Origin of the sequence: Phytobacter sp. SCO41 (assembly GCF_003073275.1) — a bacterium.
GTDB classification, from domain to species: domain Bacteria; phylum Pseudomonadota; class Gammaproteobacteria; order Enterobacterales; family Enterobacteriaceae; genus Phytobacter; species Phytobacter diazotrophicus.
The window spans coordinates 4,983,890-5,000,763 of sequence record NZ_CP027225.1; the positions used below are offsets into that span (position 1 = coordinate 4,983,890).

12 protein-coding genes and 1 tRNA gene are annotated in these 16,874 nt (G+C 54.3%); 6 read left to right on the forward strand and 7 right to left on the reverse strand.

Annotated features, from left to right (window positions below):
* The 3 genes from C5523_RS24250 to C5523_RS24260 form a co-directional block, all read right to left on the reverse strand.
* Positions 1 to 2,397 carry an AAA family ATPase gene (locus tag C5523_RS24250; RefSeq protein WP_108702135.1) on the reverse strand — a complete coding sequence of 799 codons (2,397 nt, stop codon included), beginning with the start codon at positions 2,395 to 2,397 and terminating at the stop codon, positions 1 to 3.
* Between the two features lie 352 nt (positions 2,398 to 2,749).
* Positions 2,750 to 4,015 carry an integrase arm-type DNA-binding domain-containing protein gene (locus C5523_RS24255; RefSeq protein WP_108702136.1) on the reverse strand — a complete coding sequence of 422 codons (1,266 nt, stop codon included), beginning with the start codon at positions 4,013 to 4,015 and terminating at the stop codon, positions 2,750 to 2,752.
* Positions 4,016 to 4,201: 186 nt separating this feature from the next.
* Positions 4,202 to 4,286 (reverse strand) — tRNA-Leu (locus tag C5523_RS24260).
* Between the two features lie 245 nt (positions 4,287 to 4,531).
* Between C5523_RS24260 and C5523_RS24265 the strand changes: the two genes are divergently transcribed.
* From C5523_RS24265 to C5523_RS24275, 3 genes are read left to right on the forward strand one after another with little or no spacing between them, the layout of a single operon-like run.
* A complete protein-coding gene (locus tag C5523_RS24265; RefSeq protein WP_108702137.1) occupies positions 4,532 to 5,545 on the forward strand; it encodes an HNH endonuclease domain-containing protein in 1,014 nt (337 codons plus the stop codon).
* A complete protein-coding gene (locus C5523_RS24270; RefSeq protein ID WP_108702138.1) occupies positions 5,545 to 6,123 on the forward strand; it encodes a bifunctional 2-polyprenyl-6-hydroxyphenol methylase/3-demethylubiquinol 3-O-methyltransferase UbiG in 579 nt (192 codons plus the stop codon). The genes C5523_RS24265 and C5523_RS24270 overlap by 1 nt, the downstream gene beginning before the upstream one ends.
* Before the next feature lie 57 nt (positions 6,124 to 6,180).
* Positions 6,181 to 7,200 (forward strand): NAD(P)-dependent alcohol dehydrogenase, encoded by a 1,020-nt coding sequence (locus C5523_RS24275; protein ID WP_039076898.1) that lies wholly within the window; start codon positions 6,181 to 6,183, stop codon positions 7,198 to 7,200.
* A 218-nt stretch (positions 7,201 to 7,418) separates the two neighbouring features.
* Here C5523_RS24275 and C5523_RS24280 read toward each other — a convergent pair whose 3' ends face one another.
* The 4 genes from C5523_RS24280 to C5523_RS27845 all read right to left on the reverse strand — a co-directional run bounded on the left by C5523_RS24280 (position 7,419) and on the right by C5523_RS27845 (position 11,522).
* A complete protein-coding gene (locus C5523_RS24280; protein WP_108702139.1) occupies positions 7,419 to 9,059 on the reverse strand; it encodes a dihydroxyacetone kinase subunit DhaK in 1,641 nt (546 codons plus the stop codon).
* Between the two features lie 165 nt (positions 9,060 to 9,224).
* On the reverse strand, positions 9,225 to 10,307 hold the full coding sequence (lptG, locus tag C5523_RS24285; protein ID WP_071193522.1) for an LPS export ABC transporter permease LptG: 1,083 nt from the start codon (positions 10,305 to 10,307) through the stop codon (positions 9,225 to 9,227).
* Positions 10,307 to 11,407 (reverse strand): LPS export ABC transporter permease LptF, encoded by a 1,101-nt coding sequence (gene lptF, locus C5523_RS24290; protein WP_039076901.1) that lies wholly within the window; start codon positions 11,405 to 11,407, stop codon positions 10,307 to 10,309. The genes lptG and lptF overlap by 1 nt, the downstream gene beginning before the upstream one ends.
* 64 nt (positions 11,408 to 11,471) lie before the next feature.
* Positions 11,472 to 11,522 carry a hypothetical protein gene (locus tag C5523_RS27845; RefSeq protein WP_216637209.1) on the reverse strand — a complete coding sequence of 17 codons (51 nt, stop codon included), beginning with the start codon at positions 11,520 to 11,522 and terminating at the stop codon, positions 11,472 to 11,474.
* A gap of 279 nt (positions 11,523 to 11,801) precedes the next feature.
* On the opposite strand from C5523_RS27845, the gene pepA reads away from it, so the two are divergent.
* From pepA to C5523_RS24305, 3 genes are all read left to right on the forward strand, one after another.
* On the forward strand, positions 11,802 to 13,313 hold the full coding sequence (pepA, locus tag C5523_RS24295; RefSeq protein ID WP_039076902.1) for a leucyl aminopeptidase: 1,512 nt from the start codon (positions 11,802 to 11,804) through the stop codon (positions 13,311 to 13,313).
* 124 nt (positions 13,314 to 13,437) lie between these two features.
* Positions 13,438 to 13,881 carry a DNA polymerase III subunit chi gene (gene holC / locus C5523_RS24300; protein ID WP_108702140.1) on the forward strand — a complete coding sequence of 148 codons (444 nt, stop codon included), beginning with the start codon at positions 13,438 to 13,440 and terminating at the stop codon, positions 13,879 to 13,881.
* Positions 13,881 to 16,736, forward strand: coding sequence for a valine--tRNA ligase (locus C5523_RS24305; protein ID WP_108702141.1), 2,856 nt, complete (start codon positions 13,881 to 13,883; stop codon positions 16,734 to 16,736). Before holC ends, C5523_RS24305 begins: the two co-directional genes overlap by 1 nt.
* Positions 16,737 to 16,874: the final 138 nt, after the last annotated feature.

The following is a 16,874-nucleotide window of genomic DNA, read 5'->3' on the forward strand; positions in this document are numbered from 1 at the left end:
TTATTCCCCCTCCCAAACGTCAGTGACTTCCGGAACTTCCGGCGTAAGGTCTCTACTCGCCACTTCCAGCTCTTTTTTAAGCCAGTCCAGTCCCTCTTGAATATATTTAGGCGCGGCGAGTTCGACGGGGTCAGCACAGTACAATAAATCGAGTGCCATCTCGGCTTTGTCATCTTTGAGTGCCAAATAGAGTTTTTCACAGCACTGTTCAAGCGTATCGAGGTTAAGAGCATCCTGCATTTTTTTCATCATCCCAGTAGGTTTTTCTACTTTTTTGAACAACTCAGGATTCGTCAATGCAATAGCGTCTTCAAATGTGTACGGGAAAGCCTCGGCCTCCTCCTCTTTTCCAAATTTAATGGGAATACCATATTGAAATGCAATCCTGACCTTACCACGAATTTTCTCATGCTCCGGCATTCTAAGGACCGTATCCAGCCCTCCCTCAACATCGAGCCAAATTTTGATGGTATGGCTGCCAGTAATGTATCCCTTGCCAAATTCAGGCCTGATGGCTTTGGGTTTATTTCCTGAGATAACTTTTTGATCATCTGCCGGTAGTTTGAGAGGAGGCTTTTGGGCATCCGTATCAGTAACGACAAGGGTGGGAATCCCGAGTATGTCAATCAATGCCCTCAGCCGGTGAGCATGGGCTCCTCCTACCTCCAGAATCGAAATGTAGCTGTTGTCCAGGCTTGTATTAGCGTTGGGATTATTACGGATAAAATGCGGCATCAGGATACGTTCTGCCGCCCCCTCGACTAGAATAATCCCGTTCGCAAAAAAGAGATCGCAGTGTGTGGTTTTGAGATAGCGAGCCACGAACTGAGCCGTTTGTAAGACATCATCCGAGCGGATTTTACCGCTGCCAAAAGTACAGGACAGATCAATAACGTCCGCAGTCGGCACGTCATGCGAACCTGTAGCGGGTTTACGTTTGAAGTACCTGAGCTTTTCAAAGCCCACTTCATGCGCAAGGTAGCTTGAATGTGTGCTGACCACCAGTTGGCTCGAGAACCTCTTGGATGTCCGCAAATCATCATGATTGCGTAGCACCGAATAAGCTTTTTTGATAAACACCTGCTGAACCTGGGCATGCAGGTGAGCTTCCGGCTCTTCAATCAGAATGAGGTGAAGAGGCTCAACAAAGACATCCTCCTCTGGCTTTCTTAGGCCGGCTTTACCGACGCGCATCCATTGATCCCTGAAGCTCATCATTGTAAAGACCATGGATATCAGATTCTTGTAACCAAGCCCGTTATATTTCTCTGACAGACTCATCAGCGGCACCCCTGCGGCGTGACTGGTTTTCTGGATCTCAAAGAGAATGGCCGCTTCGTGGTCCAGATTATCGATCGGATTAACCCTGCTCGATAATCTGATATGGGGATCGTTGAACCCCGGATACCCCAGCGTCTCTATCTCTTTCAAGGGTTTGTTAAACACCTTGTTGAGTCTTCCATCAAAGGAGTGTTGAGCATAGGCGATGGCTTCGAGAGCATCCAAATCTTCGTCACAAGGAAAGTCGGTAGGGTTTAAATGCCGGTTGTAGTACTGGTTAATCTGGCTAGCCAGATTAGAGGCACCATGCTGAGAGCCGGTTGCCACATAGGGATCTGAAAATCCACGGGTAGCATCAATGATATCGACTTTGAACAGTCCATTGAAAGGATAAAAATCCAGTGGAATTTGCCCCTCGACAAGAACCTGGGGTAGGAATTTACTTCCTTGGTCCGTGATAAGTTTTGCGGGATCTAGGATGTAAGATTTTATCTCAAAAGCTTTAGACACCTCTCTTTCAAGGTATTCGCGCAACGATCCCGGCCAGACTGAAAATTTGAAATCACTGAGCTCAGATGCTGAACCACCTAGAGCTTTTTCGGCGTTTTTTTCTGCCGTGATTTTAAGCTGCTCAGCGGCCTTGAAGTGGGCAATAAAGTCTGCTTTTAGGGCATCAAGATCTTTGGGTTGATAAATCATCCGGATGCCTAACAGTCCGCCATCCCATTTTAATGTCGGTATTAGGTGCCGTACCCGATGGACTTCATTTTTCTCGACTTTTAACCAGACATCCAGCGTTGGGCATAAGGGCTGCCAGTCACTGATTTTTTCGCCAACCTCTTCGGCGTTCACCCATGCTTGACCAAATTGATTAAGCTGATGCCAATTTGATAGGGTGAAATCGGCTGCGCCTAATTTTCGTGAAGATGGAGATTTACCCGATGCGATGCTCGCAGCCGTTCTTCCTCTTTGATCCAGAAAGAAAATAAGCGCATCCATTGCTGACGTCTTGCCGCTGTTATTTGCCCCGACGAGCAGTGTTTCTTCCTCAGTCAGACGAATTCTGCAAGTTTTAAGCTTTCTGTAGTTCTGGATATCAATATATTCAATTTTCATCAGGCTTCCTTTCCTAAGTAATGCCGAGATGCATCCTAAATGTCATGATCGGCATATTTAATAAGGTGATGATTTTAGGGCTGCGCAGAGAACATCAGCAGCGATTACTTTAATGTTGTATTTATTTTAAATGTTGCTGTCTAGCGAATTATCGGCTCTTCCTAGCATAGTTTTATCCAGATCAGTATTCTTGGCGTCAAGGCAATGTTAGACCATGTCCCTTCAGCTCTCTGGCAAGCAGTGTTGTCAACTCAACTCCGTTAACCGGCAAGCAGGTAAGCCCTGCCGAACTGACGCGTTTCGGGCCTTACGGCTTGGGTTTAATAGCGACAGCTGTTTTACCGCCAGCGCATCAATTGCGCCTACCCCGATTGATCTTCGCATAGTCAAACGGCGTAATCACTCTCTCCCGATTTGCATCCAGAAAATCAGCCCACCATTGCAACATCAGTTTACGTTCGTCGATAAATTCCGCTTTATGGATATACGCGGCCCTTACCGAATTACGTTCCATATGACTCATCTGGCGCTCCACCGCATCCTTCGACCATAGCCCCGACTCAATTAACGAACTACAGGCCATAGTACGGAAACCGTGACCGCAAACCTCAACTTTCGTGTCATAGCCCATCACACGTAGCGCACTGTTTACTGTGTTCTCACTCATTGGCTTACGCGGATCATGATCGCCAATAAAAATCAGCTCATGTTCGCCACAGAACTGTTTTATCTGTTTCAGGATCGCCAGCGCCTGCTTTGAAAGCGGTACCAGATGCGGCGTGCGCATTTTTGAGCCTCGGTGAGAATGTTTCACGCCGGGAATAGGTTCTCGTTCAGGCGGGATCGCCCACATTGATGCTTCAAAATCGATCTCTGCCCAGCGAGCAAAACGCAGCTCACTGGAACGAATAAAGATAAGCAGAGTGAGCTCCGTGGCCCAACGGGTGAGTGGTCTGCCAGTATAGCCATCGATTTTCTGTAGTAACTCTGGGATTCGCTTTAACTCCAGTGCTGGACGATGTTGCCTATTACCAGAAGCAACCGCCCCTGCCATCTCCTGCGCGGGGTTATAATCAATTAGCCCGCTCTGCACTGCGTAACGCATGATAGCTGTGGCACGCTGTTGGAGGCGGGCTGCAACCTCAAGACGTCCAGACATCTCCACGGCCTTAATTGGTGCTAATAAATCGCGAGTTTTTAACTCAGTAATATTACGTTCACCAATCGCTGCGAAGAGATTATCTTCCAGGCTTTTTAGCACACGATGGGCGTGATCTTCAGACCACTTTTTATTGGTGCCATGCCACTCAATCGCCACCTCTTTGAAGGTTCGTGCTTTACTCTGTTCAACCTTATCGTTTTTCTTTTTGTCTCCCGGATCGATGCCATTCGCTAGCAGCTTACGCGCTTCGTCACGACGTGCTCTGGCATCCGCCAGTGTGATTTCAGGATAAACCCCCAGTGCCAGCATCTTTTGCTTGCCGTCAAAACGGTACTGCAAACGCCAGTACTTAGAACCATTAGGATGGACAAGAAGGTGCATGCCGCTGCCATCGGTCAGCTTATATTGCTTATCCGTTGGCTTGGCTGTTCTAACTTTGATATCTGTTAGAGCCATGCTTATCCCCTCCCTGTTGGTACAAGCATTATCGAACCGGAAATACCATCATCTGTACCAACATCTGTTGGTAGATGTACGTTGAAGTCGGTTGACCTTGAGAGAGTTACTATAGCGGGAAATATAGGTAAATACTGGATTTCAGGCACAAAAAAAGACGTCCGTTGACGTCTATTGATGTTCCGATGGTGCCGAAGGCCGGACTCGAACCGGCACGTATTTCTACGGTTGATTTTGAATCAACTGCGTCTACCGATTTCGCCACTTCGGCACTGAAGGGGATGCTGATAGCGGGTTGCATTATACCTGTTGCAGATCCCGGTGCAAGCATTCCCCCGCCTTGTCGCGTCTAAATGCCGAAAAAATCGACACATCTCCACCGCACTCCCCCACTATCTGGAACGCTTCTCGCAAAACGCTGCAACGTGACGGCGGCGGTTTACATTTATCGCGTCTTGTTATCTGATCCTGTTACGGGTTTTACCCATTCCCCACATCCATAGATCAGGACAAGGCATGCGTTTCTATCAGGTTGAGCCCACGCTGGAGAACTACTGGCGCGGCATAATCCTCTTTGGCAAAAATGTCGCTTCCTACAAATTCGCGCTGGCCCATGCGCTGTACGACGTGAAACGCGACGGCAGCGACCTCATCCTGCTCGAAGATCTCGCTGTCCCGTTCAGCCAGCATCTGTGTCGCCATCTGGCACAGGCACCAAAGCAAATCACCTCCTCCAGAAGTCAGTATCTGGATGCCTGTCGCCAGTTTAATGCCGGAGAGATCGACCAGAATGCGCTGACAGAAGCGACGCTGCGAAACGGCTTTAATGTTGTGCTCAATGCGTTTCACAACGTCAATCAGGGCGAAATCGAAAAACGCTTTTTTATCGACGAGCGTAAAACCCACAAAGGCATACGCCTGACGACAAATTTTCATCAGCTCACGGAAGGTATGCAGTATCAGAACCTTAAGCTGGAGACGGACGCCCGCTGGAACCTGGTCGAGCAGGGTTGGGCGATGGGCGTGTCGCGCAACCTTATTGCCGTGGAGCATGACGAACAGGACAACATGCTGTTCAGCATCCAGAATAACCGCCGTGTCGATATCACCAGTTGTCGCGACAGCCTCAACGGCTACCAGAAAGGCCGCTGCTTTTACTGCTTCGCACCTATAAGCGTAGAAACCGGCGACGCAAACCTGGCCGATGTCGATCACTTTATTCCGTGGATGCTCAAAGACCAGGTGAGGAATGTGAATGGCGTCTGGAACCTGGTGCTGGCCTGTAAATGTTGTAACCGGGGTAAACAGGGGAAATTTGCCCACGTCCCCTCATTGAAATTGCTGCAGCGCCTGCACGATCGCAACGAGTACTTCATTACCAGCCACCTCCCGCTGCGCGAAACCCTGATGCGCCAGACCGGGGCGAGCACCGTAAAACGGCATGATTTCCTGTCAAATGTCTGGAACACTGCTCGCGTAAACTTATTCCACGAATGGGAGCCAAAGGCCGCCGGGCCGGATACTTTCTGATGACCATTAACTACTATCAAAACCATGCACAGGCATTCTTTGCCGACACCATCGGCGTCGATATGTCGTCGCTCTACGCCCCTTTTATCGCGCACCTTGCCCCTGGCGCGCGCGTTCTGGACGCCGGATGCGGTTCCGGGCGCGACAGCCGTGCATTTCTGGAGATGGGTTATCAGGTCGAGGCCTTTGATGCGTCGTCCGAGATGGTTCGCATGGCATCGCAGCATAGCGGGCTGGCGGTTAAGCAAATGACATTCAGCGATGTCGATGCCACTGACCGTTACGACGGCATCTGGTGTTGCGCGTCCCTGCTACACGTGGAAGCACACGCTTTACCGCAGGTGATGTCTACGCTGGCGCAGGCGCTGAAACCCGGCGGAATCTGGTACGTCTCGTTCAAATATGGCGAACAGGAAAGAGAGAAAGAAGGTCGTCATTTCAGTGACTTAACCGAATCAGGCCTGACCGCGCTGGTCAGCCCATTACCGGATGTTCAGGTGGTGTCGATGTGGACGACGCAGGACAAACGCCCGGATCGTGCGGAAACCTGGCTTAACGCCTTGTTACGCAAAGATTAACTCCACTACTCTGACTATCCTCTACACTCAAATCTCACACCATCATGAGGAAAGGCGATGTCGATTATCAAAAGCTATGCCGCTAAAGAAGCCGGGGCAGACCTGGAGCTGTTTGAGTACGACGCGGGGGAATTGGGTCAGGAAGATGTGGAAGTACAAGTGGATTATTGCGGGATCTGCCACTCGGATTTGTCGATGATCGACAACGAGTGGGGCTTCTCTCAATATCCGCTGGTCGCCGGGCATGAAGTGATTGGTCGCGTGGTGGCGCTGGGTAGTGCCGCGCAAAACAAAGGACTTAAAGTCGGTCAGCGCGTGGGCATTGGCTGGACGGCGAAAAGCTGCGGTCACTGCGACGCCTGTATCAACGGCGACAATATCAACTGCCAGGAAGGCGCCGTGCCAACTATCCTTAACCGCGGCGGCTTTGCCGACAAAATCCGCGCGGGCTGGCAATGGGTGATCCCGCTGCCGGATACCATCGATGTCGAGACCGCCGGGCCGCTGCTCTGCGGCGGCATTACTGTGTTTAAACCGCTGCTGATGCACCATATCACCGCTACCAGCCGTGTCGGGGTAATCGGGATTGGAGGGCTGGGCCATATCGCCATCAAACTGCTACGGGCGATGGGCTGTGAGGTGACGGCGTTCAGTTCGAACCCGGCGAAAGAGGCCGAAGTCCGCCTGATGGGCGCGGATTATGTGGTGAACAGCCGCGATCCGGAGGCCTTAAAAGCGCTGGCGGGCCAGTTCGATTTGATTATCAACACCGTAAACGTTGATTTGCAGTGGCAGCCGTATTTTGAAGCGCTGGCCCACGGCGGCGCGTTCCATACCGTTGGCGCAGTACTGAAACCGCTGGAAGTCCCGGCCTTTACGCTGATTGGCGGCGACAGAAGTGTGTCCGGTTCCGCGACCGGTACGCCGTTCGAGCTGCGTAAGCTGATGAAGTTTGCCGGGCGGGCGAAGGTGGCACCGACTACCGAGATGTTCCCGATGTCGCAGATTAACGAGGCGTTGCAGCATGTGCGTGACGGGAAGGCGCGTTACCGCGTGGTGTTGAAAGCGGATTTCTGATATCCCCTCACCCCTGCCCTCTCCCACGGGGAGAGGGAGAAAATCCGCACTCATATTTGCATCAGAAGCCAGGCGACAGCACATCCGGCTAATGGCGCTTTGCGGACTGCTGCCCTCACTCCTGCCCTCTCTCACAGAGAGAGGGCGAAAACCCGCACTCACATTTGTATCGGGAACCAGGCGTGGCCCGGATAAGCGCAGCGCATCCGGGAAATGGCTTACCCCTTCGCCAGCGCCGCGAACACCTCTGCAATCGCCACTGCGCCGGGGTCGGTGACGCCTTCCAGACTCTCACTGTTCACATAGGACGAACGGCCCGCGCCAGCGGTCTGCATGGTCGCGGTTTTGGCGGCACCCGCTTTTGCGGCAGACGCGGCAGCATCCAGCCCGCTATCGCGCAAGGCTTCCAGCGCCGGTTGCAACGCGTCGATAAGCGTCCGGTCGCCTAAGTCCGCACCGCCATAATGTTTCATCTGATGTAGCCCACGGAGTAACGCCTCCGGCAGCGGCTTGCCGTCATGCACAGCCTGACCTGCGGCGGTAAAGAAGATGGACATCAGCACGCCGCTGGAGCCGCCCATTACTGTTGCCAGCCGCTCGCCCACCAATTGCAGCAACTGCGCGGTGTTATTCAGCGGCAATTCGCCCTGCTCCAGCAAATGGATAATTTCCCGCGCCCCTTCGGCGAACGTCGAGCCGGTATCGCCATCGCCCACTTTGGCATCCAGCGCATTCAGGCGATTTTCGAGATCGACAAGTGTCCGCGCCGCCGTCGAGACCAGCGTTTTTACCTGTGGGTTTTCCGACGGTTCGATTTCCAGTTGGTTGTAAACCGGGTTGTGGCGCTGGGTTTTCATCGGCGCAAAAGGCACCGGTTTTTGCCAGCCGACGGTCTGTACATCGGCATTAATGGCTTTCTCAAATGTCTCGTTCAGGCGTAACAGAGAGAGGGAAAAGCCTTTCATATCCAGGGAACTGACCAGCGGCGCGGGGCCAATCAGATACGCAATCTGATCTTTCAGCGCCGAGTGTGCCAGCTCTTTGGTGAGCAGGGCCATTTCGAGCGCTGACACACCGCCCAGGTTGTTGATTAACACCGCAACGCGGTCATCCCCGGCCTGTGCTTTCAGCGGTGCAACCAGCGTCTCAATCAACTTCTGGCTGTTATGCGAGTCCACAGTGCTCGCGCCCGGCTCGCCGTGAATGCCGAGCCCCAGTTCGACCTGCCCACGCTGGATACGGTCGTCTTCATCGCTGCTTCCCGGCAGGTTGCAGGTCTCCATCGCCAGCCCCAGGCTCCAGACACTTTCACTGGCCTGTCGGGCGATGTCGCGCACTTCGCTTAAGGATTTACCCTGCTCGGCGGCGTAGCCTGCGATTTTATGCACCAGCGCCGTTCCGGCGATGCCGCGCGGCTGTTTATTGTCCGGCAGGGCGATGTCATCGGCGACGATCACCATCTCTACTTTCAGCCCGTAGCGTTTGGCTTTTTCTGCCGCGAGGCCGAAGTTAAGGCGGTCGCCGGTGTAGTTTTTAACGATCAGCAGGCAGCCCCGGTCACCAGTGACGGCAACGATAGCGTTGAGCACAGCATCAACGCTCGGCGAGGCAAACACGTCGCCACAGACGGCGGCGGTGAGCATCCCCTTACCTACGAAGCCAGCGTGGGCAGGTTCATGGCCGGAACCGCCGCCGGAGATCACTGCAACGCGGGATTTATCCCAGTCGGCGCGGGCAACAATACGAATAGCGGGGTCGATGTCGAGGCGAACTAAATTGCCGTGGGGAGCGGAAATCACCATTCCTTCAATGGCGTCATTGACCAATTGTTTTCGGTCATTAAAGAAGAATCTGGACATAGCTTCCTGAATTTTTTGAGAACCGTAAGGAAAGCGTAGCCAGGATAAGGGAAAGTGTGTCGATGAAATAGGATGAGTTTAGTGCGGCCAGGCGCTCTCTCCCACAGGGAGAGGGAGAAAGCAGCCCGGATAAGGCGAAGCCGCATCCGGGAACAGAACAGAAACCTAGTTCTTACGCATCAGCAGCCAGAGGCTAATCAGGAAGAACGAAGTACTTGGCAGCAACGCGCCAATAATCGGCGGAATGCCGTATACCAACGTCAGCGGGCCGAAAATCTGGTCCAGCAGGTAGAATACAAAGCCGAAGCTGATACCCGTCACCACGCGCACGCCCATCGGCACGCTACGCAGCGGGCCAAAGATAAACGACAGCGCCATCAGCATCATCACCGCCACGGAAAGCGGCTGGAAAATTTTGCTCCACATCTGAAGCTGATAACGCCCGGCATCCTGGCCGCTTGATTTCAGGTACTTCACATAGTTGTGCAGACCGCTAATCGACAGCGCATCAGGGTCCAGCGCCACCACGCCCAGTTTGTCCGGCGTGAGGTTGGTCTTCCAGGTACCGGTCAGCGTCTGTGTACCGGTCACTTGTTTCGGGTCGGTCAGGTTGGATTCATCCACCTGTGACAGCCGCCACAGCTTAGTGTCTTTATCGAACTTCGCTAAAGCGGCATAGCGAACGGACTGCAAACGACGCTGATCGTTGAAGGAGTAAATACTCACCCCACCCAACTCATCATCGCTCTTCACCCGCTCAATATAGACAAAGGTCTCGCCATCTTTCGCCCACAACCCTTGCTGGGTGGAGAGCAGCGAACCGCCATACATTGACTGTGCGCGCTGGTTACGCGCCATTTGTTCGCCCTGCGGCGCCACCCATTCGCCAATCGCCATGGTTAACAGCACCAGCGGGATGGCCGTTTTCATCACTGACAGCGCCACCTGCATACGGGTGTAACCCGAAGCCTGCATCACCACCAGTTCACTGCGCTGGGCCAACATCCCCAGCCCCAGGAGCGCGCCAAGCAGCGCCGCCATCGGGAAGAAAATCTGAATATCTTTCGGCACGCTGAGGATGGTATAAAGCCCCGCCCCCATCGCGTCATAGCTGCCCTGCCCGGCCTTTTTCAACTGGTCGACAAATTTAATGATGCCGGAGAGCGACACCAGCATGAACAGCGTCATCATGATGGTGGAAAAAATGGTTTTGCCGATATAGCGGTCAAGTACGCCAAACGCCTGCATTATACCGCTCCTCTGCCCATCACACGGGCGCGAATCCGACGCATCGGTACCGTGTCCCACAAGTTCAGACCCATCGCCAACGCCAGGTACGCCAGGTTAACCGCCCACATCCAAATCATCGGATCGATTTTGCCTTTTGCGGCATTGGATCGCAGGGAAGTCTGTAGCAGGAAGAACACCAGATACAACAGCATGGCGGGCAGCATCGACAGCACGCGTCCCTGGCGCGGGTTCACCACGCTCAGCGGCACGACCATCAGCGCCATCATAAATACGGTGAATATCAGAGTCAGACGCCAGTGTAACTCGGCCTTAGCGCGTGGGGTATCCGTGCGCCACAGCGTATCAAGGCCCATCTGCTCGGTATCGTCCGGGTCCAGCGTTACCGCCTGGTGGCCGATAATCGCCTGATAATCTTTGAAATCAGTAACGCGGAAATCACGCAACAGCGCCGTCCCTTCAAAGCGGGTGCCGGTGTTCAGGGTCACGACCTGAGAACCATCTTTCAATTGTGCAAGATGGCCGGAGTCCGCTACCACCACAGAGGGGCGGGAATTGCCTTTCGTGCGAATCTGCGCCAGGAAGACATCGTGGAATTTGCTGCCTTCCACGCTTTCGATAAACAGCACCGAGTTACCGTCAGAGGCTGGCTGGAACTGCCCTTGCGCCAGTGCGGCCATGCCAGGGTTAGCTTTGGCATCAGCCAGCACCGATTCCTGATGGCGCGATGACCAGGGGCTAAGCCACATGACGTTTGCCGCCGCCAGCGCACCGGTGAACAGCGCCAGAATCATCGCCGCTTTGACCAGCACCGCCCGGCTCAGGCCGCAGGCGTGCATGACCGTAATTTCACTCTCGGTATAAAGTTTGCCCAGCGTCATGAGCAGACCGAGGAACAGACTGAGCGGCAGGATAAGTTGCGCCATCTCTGGCACACCGAGGCCCAGTAGCGAGAGTACCAGGTTCGTGGGGATTTCGCCGTCGACCGCTGCGCCGAGGATCCTTACCAGTTTCTGACAGAAAAAGATCAGAAGCAGGATGAAGAGGATCGCAAACTGGCTTTTTAGCGTCTCCCGCGCAAGATATCTTATGATTATCACTTTATATTACGCCCGTAAAAACCAGTCTTTTTACTGGAAAATCGCTTGTTTCGTGGCTTAAACGTCATTTATTCTCTTGAGTCGTCGAAATCATCGCTAAGATTAATATACTCAGCGGTAAAACGTATCCGACCCGTATCTGACGTGCCGAAACCTAAGTATCGTTAAGATTAACACGAAGTCACCGCAACAGCGGACATGAGTTACGAAAGCTTGCAATTATATACTCAATGGATTTCGAGTTGCAGAAAGGCGGCGAGACTATGAAGCCCCGGAACTTACGTTCAGTAAGTGGCTGGGGTAAGCAGGCGCAAGCCAACGCATCTGCGGTTTGAAAGAGGTCGAGTATATCTGTAGCCCCTGCTGTTGTCTTTAAGATTCAGGAGTATAGTGCATGGAGTTCAGTGTAAAAAGCGGTAGCCCGGAGAAACAGCGGAGTGCCTGCATCGTTGTGGGTGTTTTTGAGCCGCGCCGTCTCTCTCCGATTGCCGAGCAACTCGACAAGATCAGTGACGGCTATATCAGCGCACTGCTGCGCCGTGGCGAACTGGAAGGCAAACCGGGCCAGACCCTGCTGCTGCACCACGTTCCAAATGTCCTCTCCGAACGTATTCTGTTGATTGGTTGCGGCAAAGAACGCGAACTGGATGAACGCCAGTATAAGCAGGTCATTCAGAAAACCATTAATACCCTGAATGATACTGGTTCAATGGAAGCCGTTTGCTTCCTGACCGAGCTACACGTTAAAGGCCGCAATACCTACTGGAAAGTTCGCCAGGCGGTCGAAACAGCAAAAGAATCTCTGTACAGCTTTGATCAGTTGAAAACCAACAAGAGCGAGCCGCGTCGCCCGCTGCGTAAAATGGTCTTCAACGTGCCGACCCGTCGGGAACTGACCAGCGGCGAGCGCGCAATCCAGCACGGTCTGGCGATTGCTGCGGGCATCAAAGCGGCGAAAGATCTCGGCAACATGCCGCCGAACATCTGTAATGCGGCCTATCTGGCTTCTCAGGCGCGTCAACTGGCGGACTCATACAGCAAAAATGTCATCACCCGCGTAATCGGTGAGCAGCAGATGCGCGAACTGGGGATGCACTCTTACCTCGCGGTTGGCGCAGGCTCACAAAACGAATCGCTGATGTCGGTTATCGAATATAAAGGTAACCCGTCGGAAGACGTGCGTCCGATTGTCCTGGTCGGCAAAGGCCTGACCTTCGACTCCGGCGGTATCTCTATTAAGCCGTCCGAAGGGATGGACGAGATGAAGTACGACATGTGCGGCGCGGCGGCAGTGTACGGCGTGATGCGCATGGTGGCCGAACTGCAACTGCCGATTAACGTCATCGGCGTGCTGGCGGGCTGTGAAAACATGCCGGGCGGGCGCGCTTATCGTCCGGGCGACGTGCTGACCACCATGTCCGGCCAGACCGTTGAAGTGCTGAACACCGATGCTGAAGGCCGCCTGGTGCTGTGCGACGTGCTCACCTATGTTGAGCGCTTCGAGCCGGAAGCGGTTATCGACGTGGCGACCCTGACCGGCGCATGCGTGATTGCCCTGGGCCATCACATCACCGGGCTGATGTCGAACCATAACCCGCTGGCGCACGAGCTGATTGGCGCGTCCGAGCAGGCGGGCGACCGCGCATGGCGTCTGCCGTTGGGTGATGAGTACTACGAGCAACTGGATTCCAATTTTGCCGATATGGCGAACATTGGCGGTCGTCCGGGCGGCGCGATTACCGCTGGGTGCTTCCTTTCCCGCTTTGCCCGTAAGTACAACTGGGCGCATCTGGACATCGCCGGTACCGCGTGGCGTTCCGGTAAAGCCAAAGGCGCAACCGGTCGTCCGGTGGCCATGCTGTCGCAGTTCCTGCTGAACCGCGCCGGGTTTACTGGCGAAGAGTAAGCGAAATCCCCTCACCCTTCCCCTCTCCCCTAAGGGGCGTGGGGATGGCATTCGCCCTCTCTCTTGAGGGCGAATGACCGGGTGAGGGTGTACGATTTAAATTCACCACAAGAAGCCCCATATCATGAAGAACGCCACGTTTTATCTTCTGGACAATGAGACCACCGTCGACGGCCTGAGCGCCGTGGAACAACTGGTGTGTGAGGTTGCCGCAGAACGTTGGCGCAATGGCAAACGCGTGCTGATTGCCTGTGAAGACGAGCAGCAGGCGCTGCGACTGGATGAAGCGCTGTGGGCAAGGCCGCCGGAGAGTTTTGTACCGCATAACCTCGCCGGAGAAGGCCCCAGAGGCGGTGCGCCTGTTGAGATAGCCTGGCCGCAAAAGCGCAACGGCAGCCCGCGCGATATTCTCATCAGTTTGCGGTCAAACTTTGCAGATTTTGCCACCGCTTTCACAGAAGTGATAGACTTCGTTCCTTACGAAGATTCTTTGAAACAACTGGCTCGCGAACGCTATAAAGCCTATCGCATGGCTGGTTTCAACCTGAACACGGCAACCTGGAAATAATGGAAAAGACATACAACCCCCAAGAGATCGAACAGCCGCTTTACGAGCATTGGGAAAAGCAGGGCTACTTCAAACCGAATGGCGATGAAAGCCAGGAAAGCTTCTGCATCATGATCCCTCCGCCGAACGTCACCGGCAGTTTGCACATGGGTCACGCCTTCCAGCAGACCATCATGGATACCATGATTCGCTACCAGCGCATGCAGGGCAAAAACACCCTGTGGCAGGCCGGAACCGACCACGCGGGTATCGCAACCCAGATGGTGGTTGAGCGTAAGATTGCCGCCGAAGAAGGTAAAACCCGCCACGATTATGGCCGCGACGCCTTTATCGAAAAAATCTGGCAGTGGAAGGCAGAATCCGGCGGCACCATTACCCGCCAGATGCGCCGTCTGGGCAACTCCGTGGACTGGGAGCGCGAGCGCTTCACCATGGACGAAGGCCTCTCCAACGCCGTGAAAGAAGTCTTTGTCCGCCTCTACAAAGAAGACCTGATTTACCGTGGTAAGCGCCTGGTGAACTGGGACCCGAAACTGCGCACCGCGATTTCCGACCTCGAAGTGGAAAACCGCGAGTCCAAAGGGTCCATGTGGCACATTCGCTACCCGCTGGCTGACGGCGCGAAAACCGCCGACGGCAAAGATTATCTGGTCGTCGCCACCACCCGTCCGGAAACCCTGCTGGGCGATACCGGCGTGGCGGTGAACCCGGAAGACCCGCGTTACAAAGACCTGATCGGTAAATATGTGGTTCTGCCGCTGGTGAACCGCCGTATTCCTATCGTGGGCGACGAACACGCCGACATGGAAAAAGGCACCGGCTGCGTGAAAATCACCCCGGCGCACGACTTTAATGACTACGAAGTGGGCCGTCGTCATCAGCTTCCGATGATCAACATTCTGACCTTTGATGGCGATATCCGCGAAACGGCGGAAGTGTACGACACCAAAGGCAACGAATCCGACGTCTACTCAAATGAAATCCCGGCGGAGTTCCAGAAACTGGAACGCTTTGCGGCGCGTAAAGCCATCGTTGCTGCCGTTGACACGCTGGGCCTGCTGGAAGAGATCAAACCACACGACCTGACCGTACCTTACGGCGACCGTGGCGGCGTGGTTATCGAACCGATGCTGACCGACCAGTGGTATGTACGTGCCGATGTGCTGGCGAAACCGGCGGTTGAAGCGGTTGAGAATGGCGAGATCCAGTTTGTGCCGAAGCAGTACGAAAACATGTACTTCTCCTGGATGCGCGATATTCAGGACTGGTGTATCTCCCGTCAGTTATGGTGGGGCCACCGCATCCCGGCGTGGTACGACAACAACGGCAATGTCTATGTGGGTCGTAACGAAGCCGAAGTGCGCCAGGAAAATAACCTGGGCGCCGATGTTGCCCTGCGCCAGGACGAAGACGTGCTGGACACCTGGTTCTCCTCTGCCCTGTGGACCTTCTCTACCCTCGGCTGGCCGGAAAACACCGATGCCCTGCGTCAGTTCCACCCGAGCACCGTGATGGTCTCTGGCTTCGACATCATCTTCTTCTGGATTGCCCGCATGATCATGATGACCATGCACTTCATCAAAGATGAAAACGGCAAGCCGCAGGTGCCGTTCCATACCGTCTACATGACCGGTCTGATTCGTGATGACGAAGGCCAGAAGATGTCCAAATCCAAGGGTAACGTTATTGACCCGCTGGATATGGTGGACGGTATCTCTCTGGCGGATCTGCTGGAGAAACGTACCGGCAACATGATGCAGCCGCAACTGGCGGAAAAAATCCGCAAGCGCACCGAGAAGCAGTTCCCGAACGGCATTGAGCCGCACGGCACCGACGCCCTGCGCTTCACCCTGGCCGCGCTGGCCTCGACCGGTCGCGACATCAACTGGGATATGAAGCGTCTGGAAGGTTACCGCAACTTCTGTAACAAGCTGTGGAACGCCAGCCGTTTCGTGCTGATGAATACCGAAGACCAGGATTGCGGCTTCAACGGCGGCGAGATGGTACTGTCGCTGGCGGACCGTTGGATCCTGGCGGAATTCAACCAGACCGTGAAAGCATACCGTGAAGCGCTGGATAACTTCCGCTTCGATATCGCCGCGGGCATCCTGTATGAATTCACCTGGAACCAGTTCTGTGACTGGTATCTGGAGCTGACCAAGCCAGTGATGAGCGGCGGTTCTGAGGCAGAGTTGCGCGGCACGCGTAACACGCTGGTGAACGTGCTGGAAGCGCTGCTGCGTCTGGCGCACCCGATCATTCCGTTTATTACGGAAACCATCTGGCAGCGCGTGAAAGTGCTGAAAGGCATTACCGCCAATACCATCATGCTGCAGCCTATCCCGCAGTACGATGCGTCTCAGGTTGATGAAGCGGCGCTGGCAGATACCGAATGGCTGAAACAGGCGATCGTGGCGGTACGTAATATCCGTGCCGAAATGAACATCTCCCCGGGCAAACCACTGGAGCTGCTGCTGCGTGGTTGCAGTAAAGATGCGGAGCGTCGCGTAAATGACAACCGCAGCTTCCTGCTGAATCTGGCGCGTCTGGAAAGCATCACGGTTCTGCCAGCCGATGATAAAGGTCCGGTTTCCGTGACCAAGATTATCGATGGCGCGGAGCTGCTGATCCCCATGGCAGGTCTGATTAACAAAGAAGACGAGCTGGCGCGTCTGGCGAAAGAAGTGGCGAAGATCGACGCGGAAATTGGCCGTATCGAAAGCAAACTGTCCAACGAAGGTTTTGTGGCGCGCGCACCGGAAGCGGTGATTGCCAAAGAGCGTGAGAAGCTGGACGGCTATGCAGAGGCCAAAACCAAGCTGATTGAACAGCAGGCCGTTATTAGCGCGCTGTAATCAGGCTGCACATGAAAAAGCCGGGCTTCGATAGCCCGGCTTTTTTTGTCCCACAATTCAGGGGGCAAACTCTCAGGTAATCCCCGGTGGCGCTGCGCTTACCGGGGCTACAAACAGCATCACGCATCCGGGAACGTC

Bases quoted from the DNA above. Each gene is read 5' to 3' on its own strand.
- C5523_RS24250 (WP_108702135.1), bottom strand. From the start codon at position 2,397: ATGAAAATTGAATATATTGATATCCAGAACTACAGAAAGCTTAAAACT.
- C5523_RS24255 (WP_108702136.1), bottom strand. From the start codon at position 4,015: ATGGCTCTAACAGATATCAAAGTTAGAACAGCCAAGCCAACGGATAAG.
- C5523_RS24265 (WP_108702137.1), top strand. From the start codon at position 4,532: ATGCGTTTCTATCAGGTTGAGCCCACGCTGGAGAACTACTGGCGCGGC.
- C5523_RS24270 (WP_108702138.1), top strand. From the start codon at position 5,545: ATGACCATTAACTACTATCAAAACCATGCACAGGCATTCTTTGCCGAC.
- C5523_RS24275 (WP_039076898.1), top strand. From the start codon at position 6,181: ATGTCGATTATCAAAAGCTATGCCGCTAAAGAAGCCGGGGCAGACCTG.
- C5523_RS24280 (WP_108702139.1), bottom strand. From the start codon at position 9,059: ATGTCCAGATTCTTCTTTAATGACCGAAAACAATTGGTCAATGACGCC.
- lptG (WP_071193522.1), bottom strand. From the start codon at position 10,307: ATGCAGGCGTTTGGCGTACTTGACCGCTATATCGGCAAAACCATTTTT.
- pepA (WP_039076902.1), top strand. From the start codon at position 11,802: ATGGAGTTCAGTGTAAAAAGCGGTAGCCCGGAGAAACAGCGGAGTGCC.
- holC (WP_108702140.1), top strand. From the start codon at position 13,438: ATGAAGAACGCCACGTTTTATCTTCTGGACAATGAGACCACCGTCGAC.
- C5523_RS24305 (WP_108702141.1), top strand. From the start codon at position 13,881: ATGGAAAAGACATACAACCCCCAAGAGATCGAACAGCCGCTTTACGAG.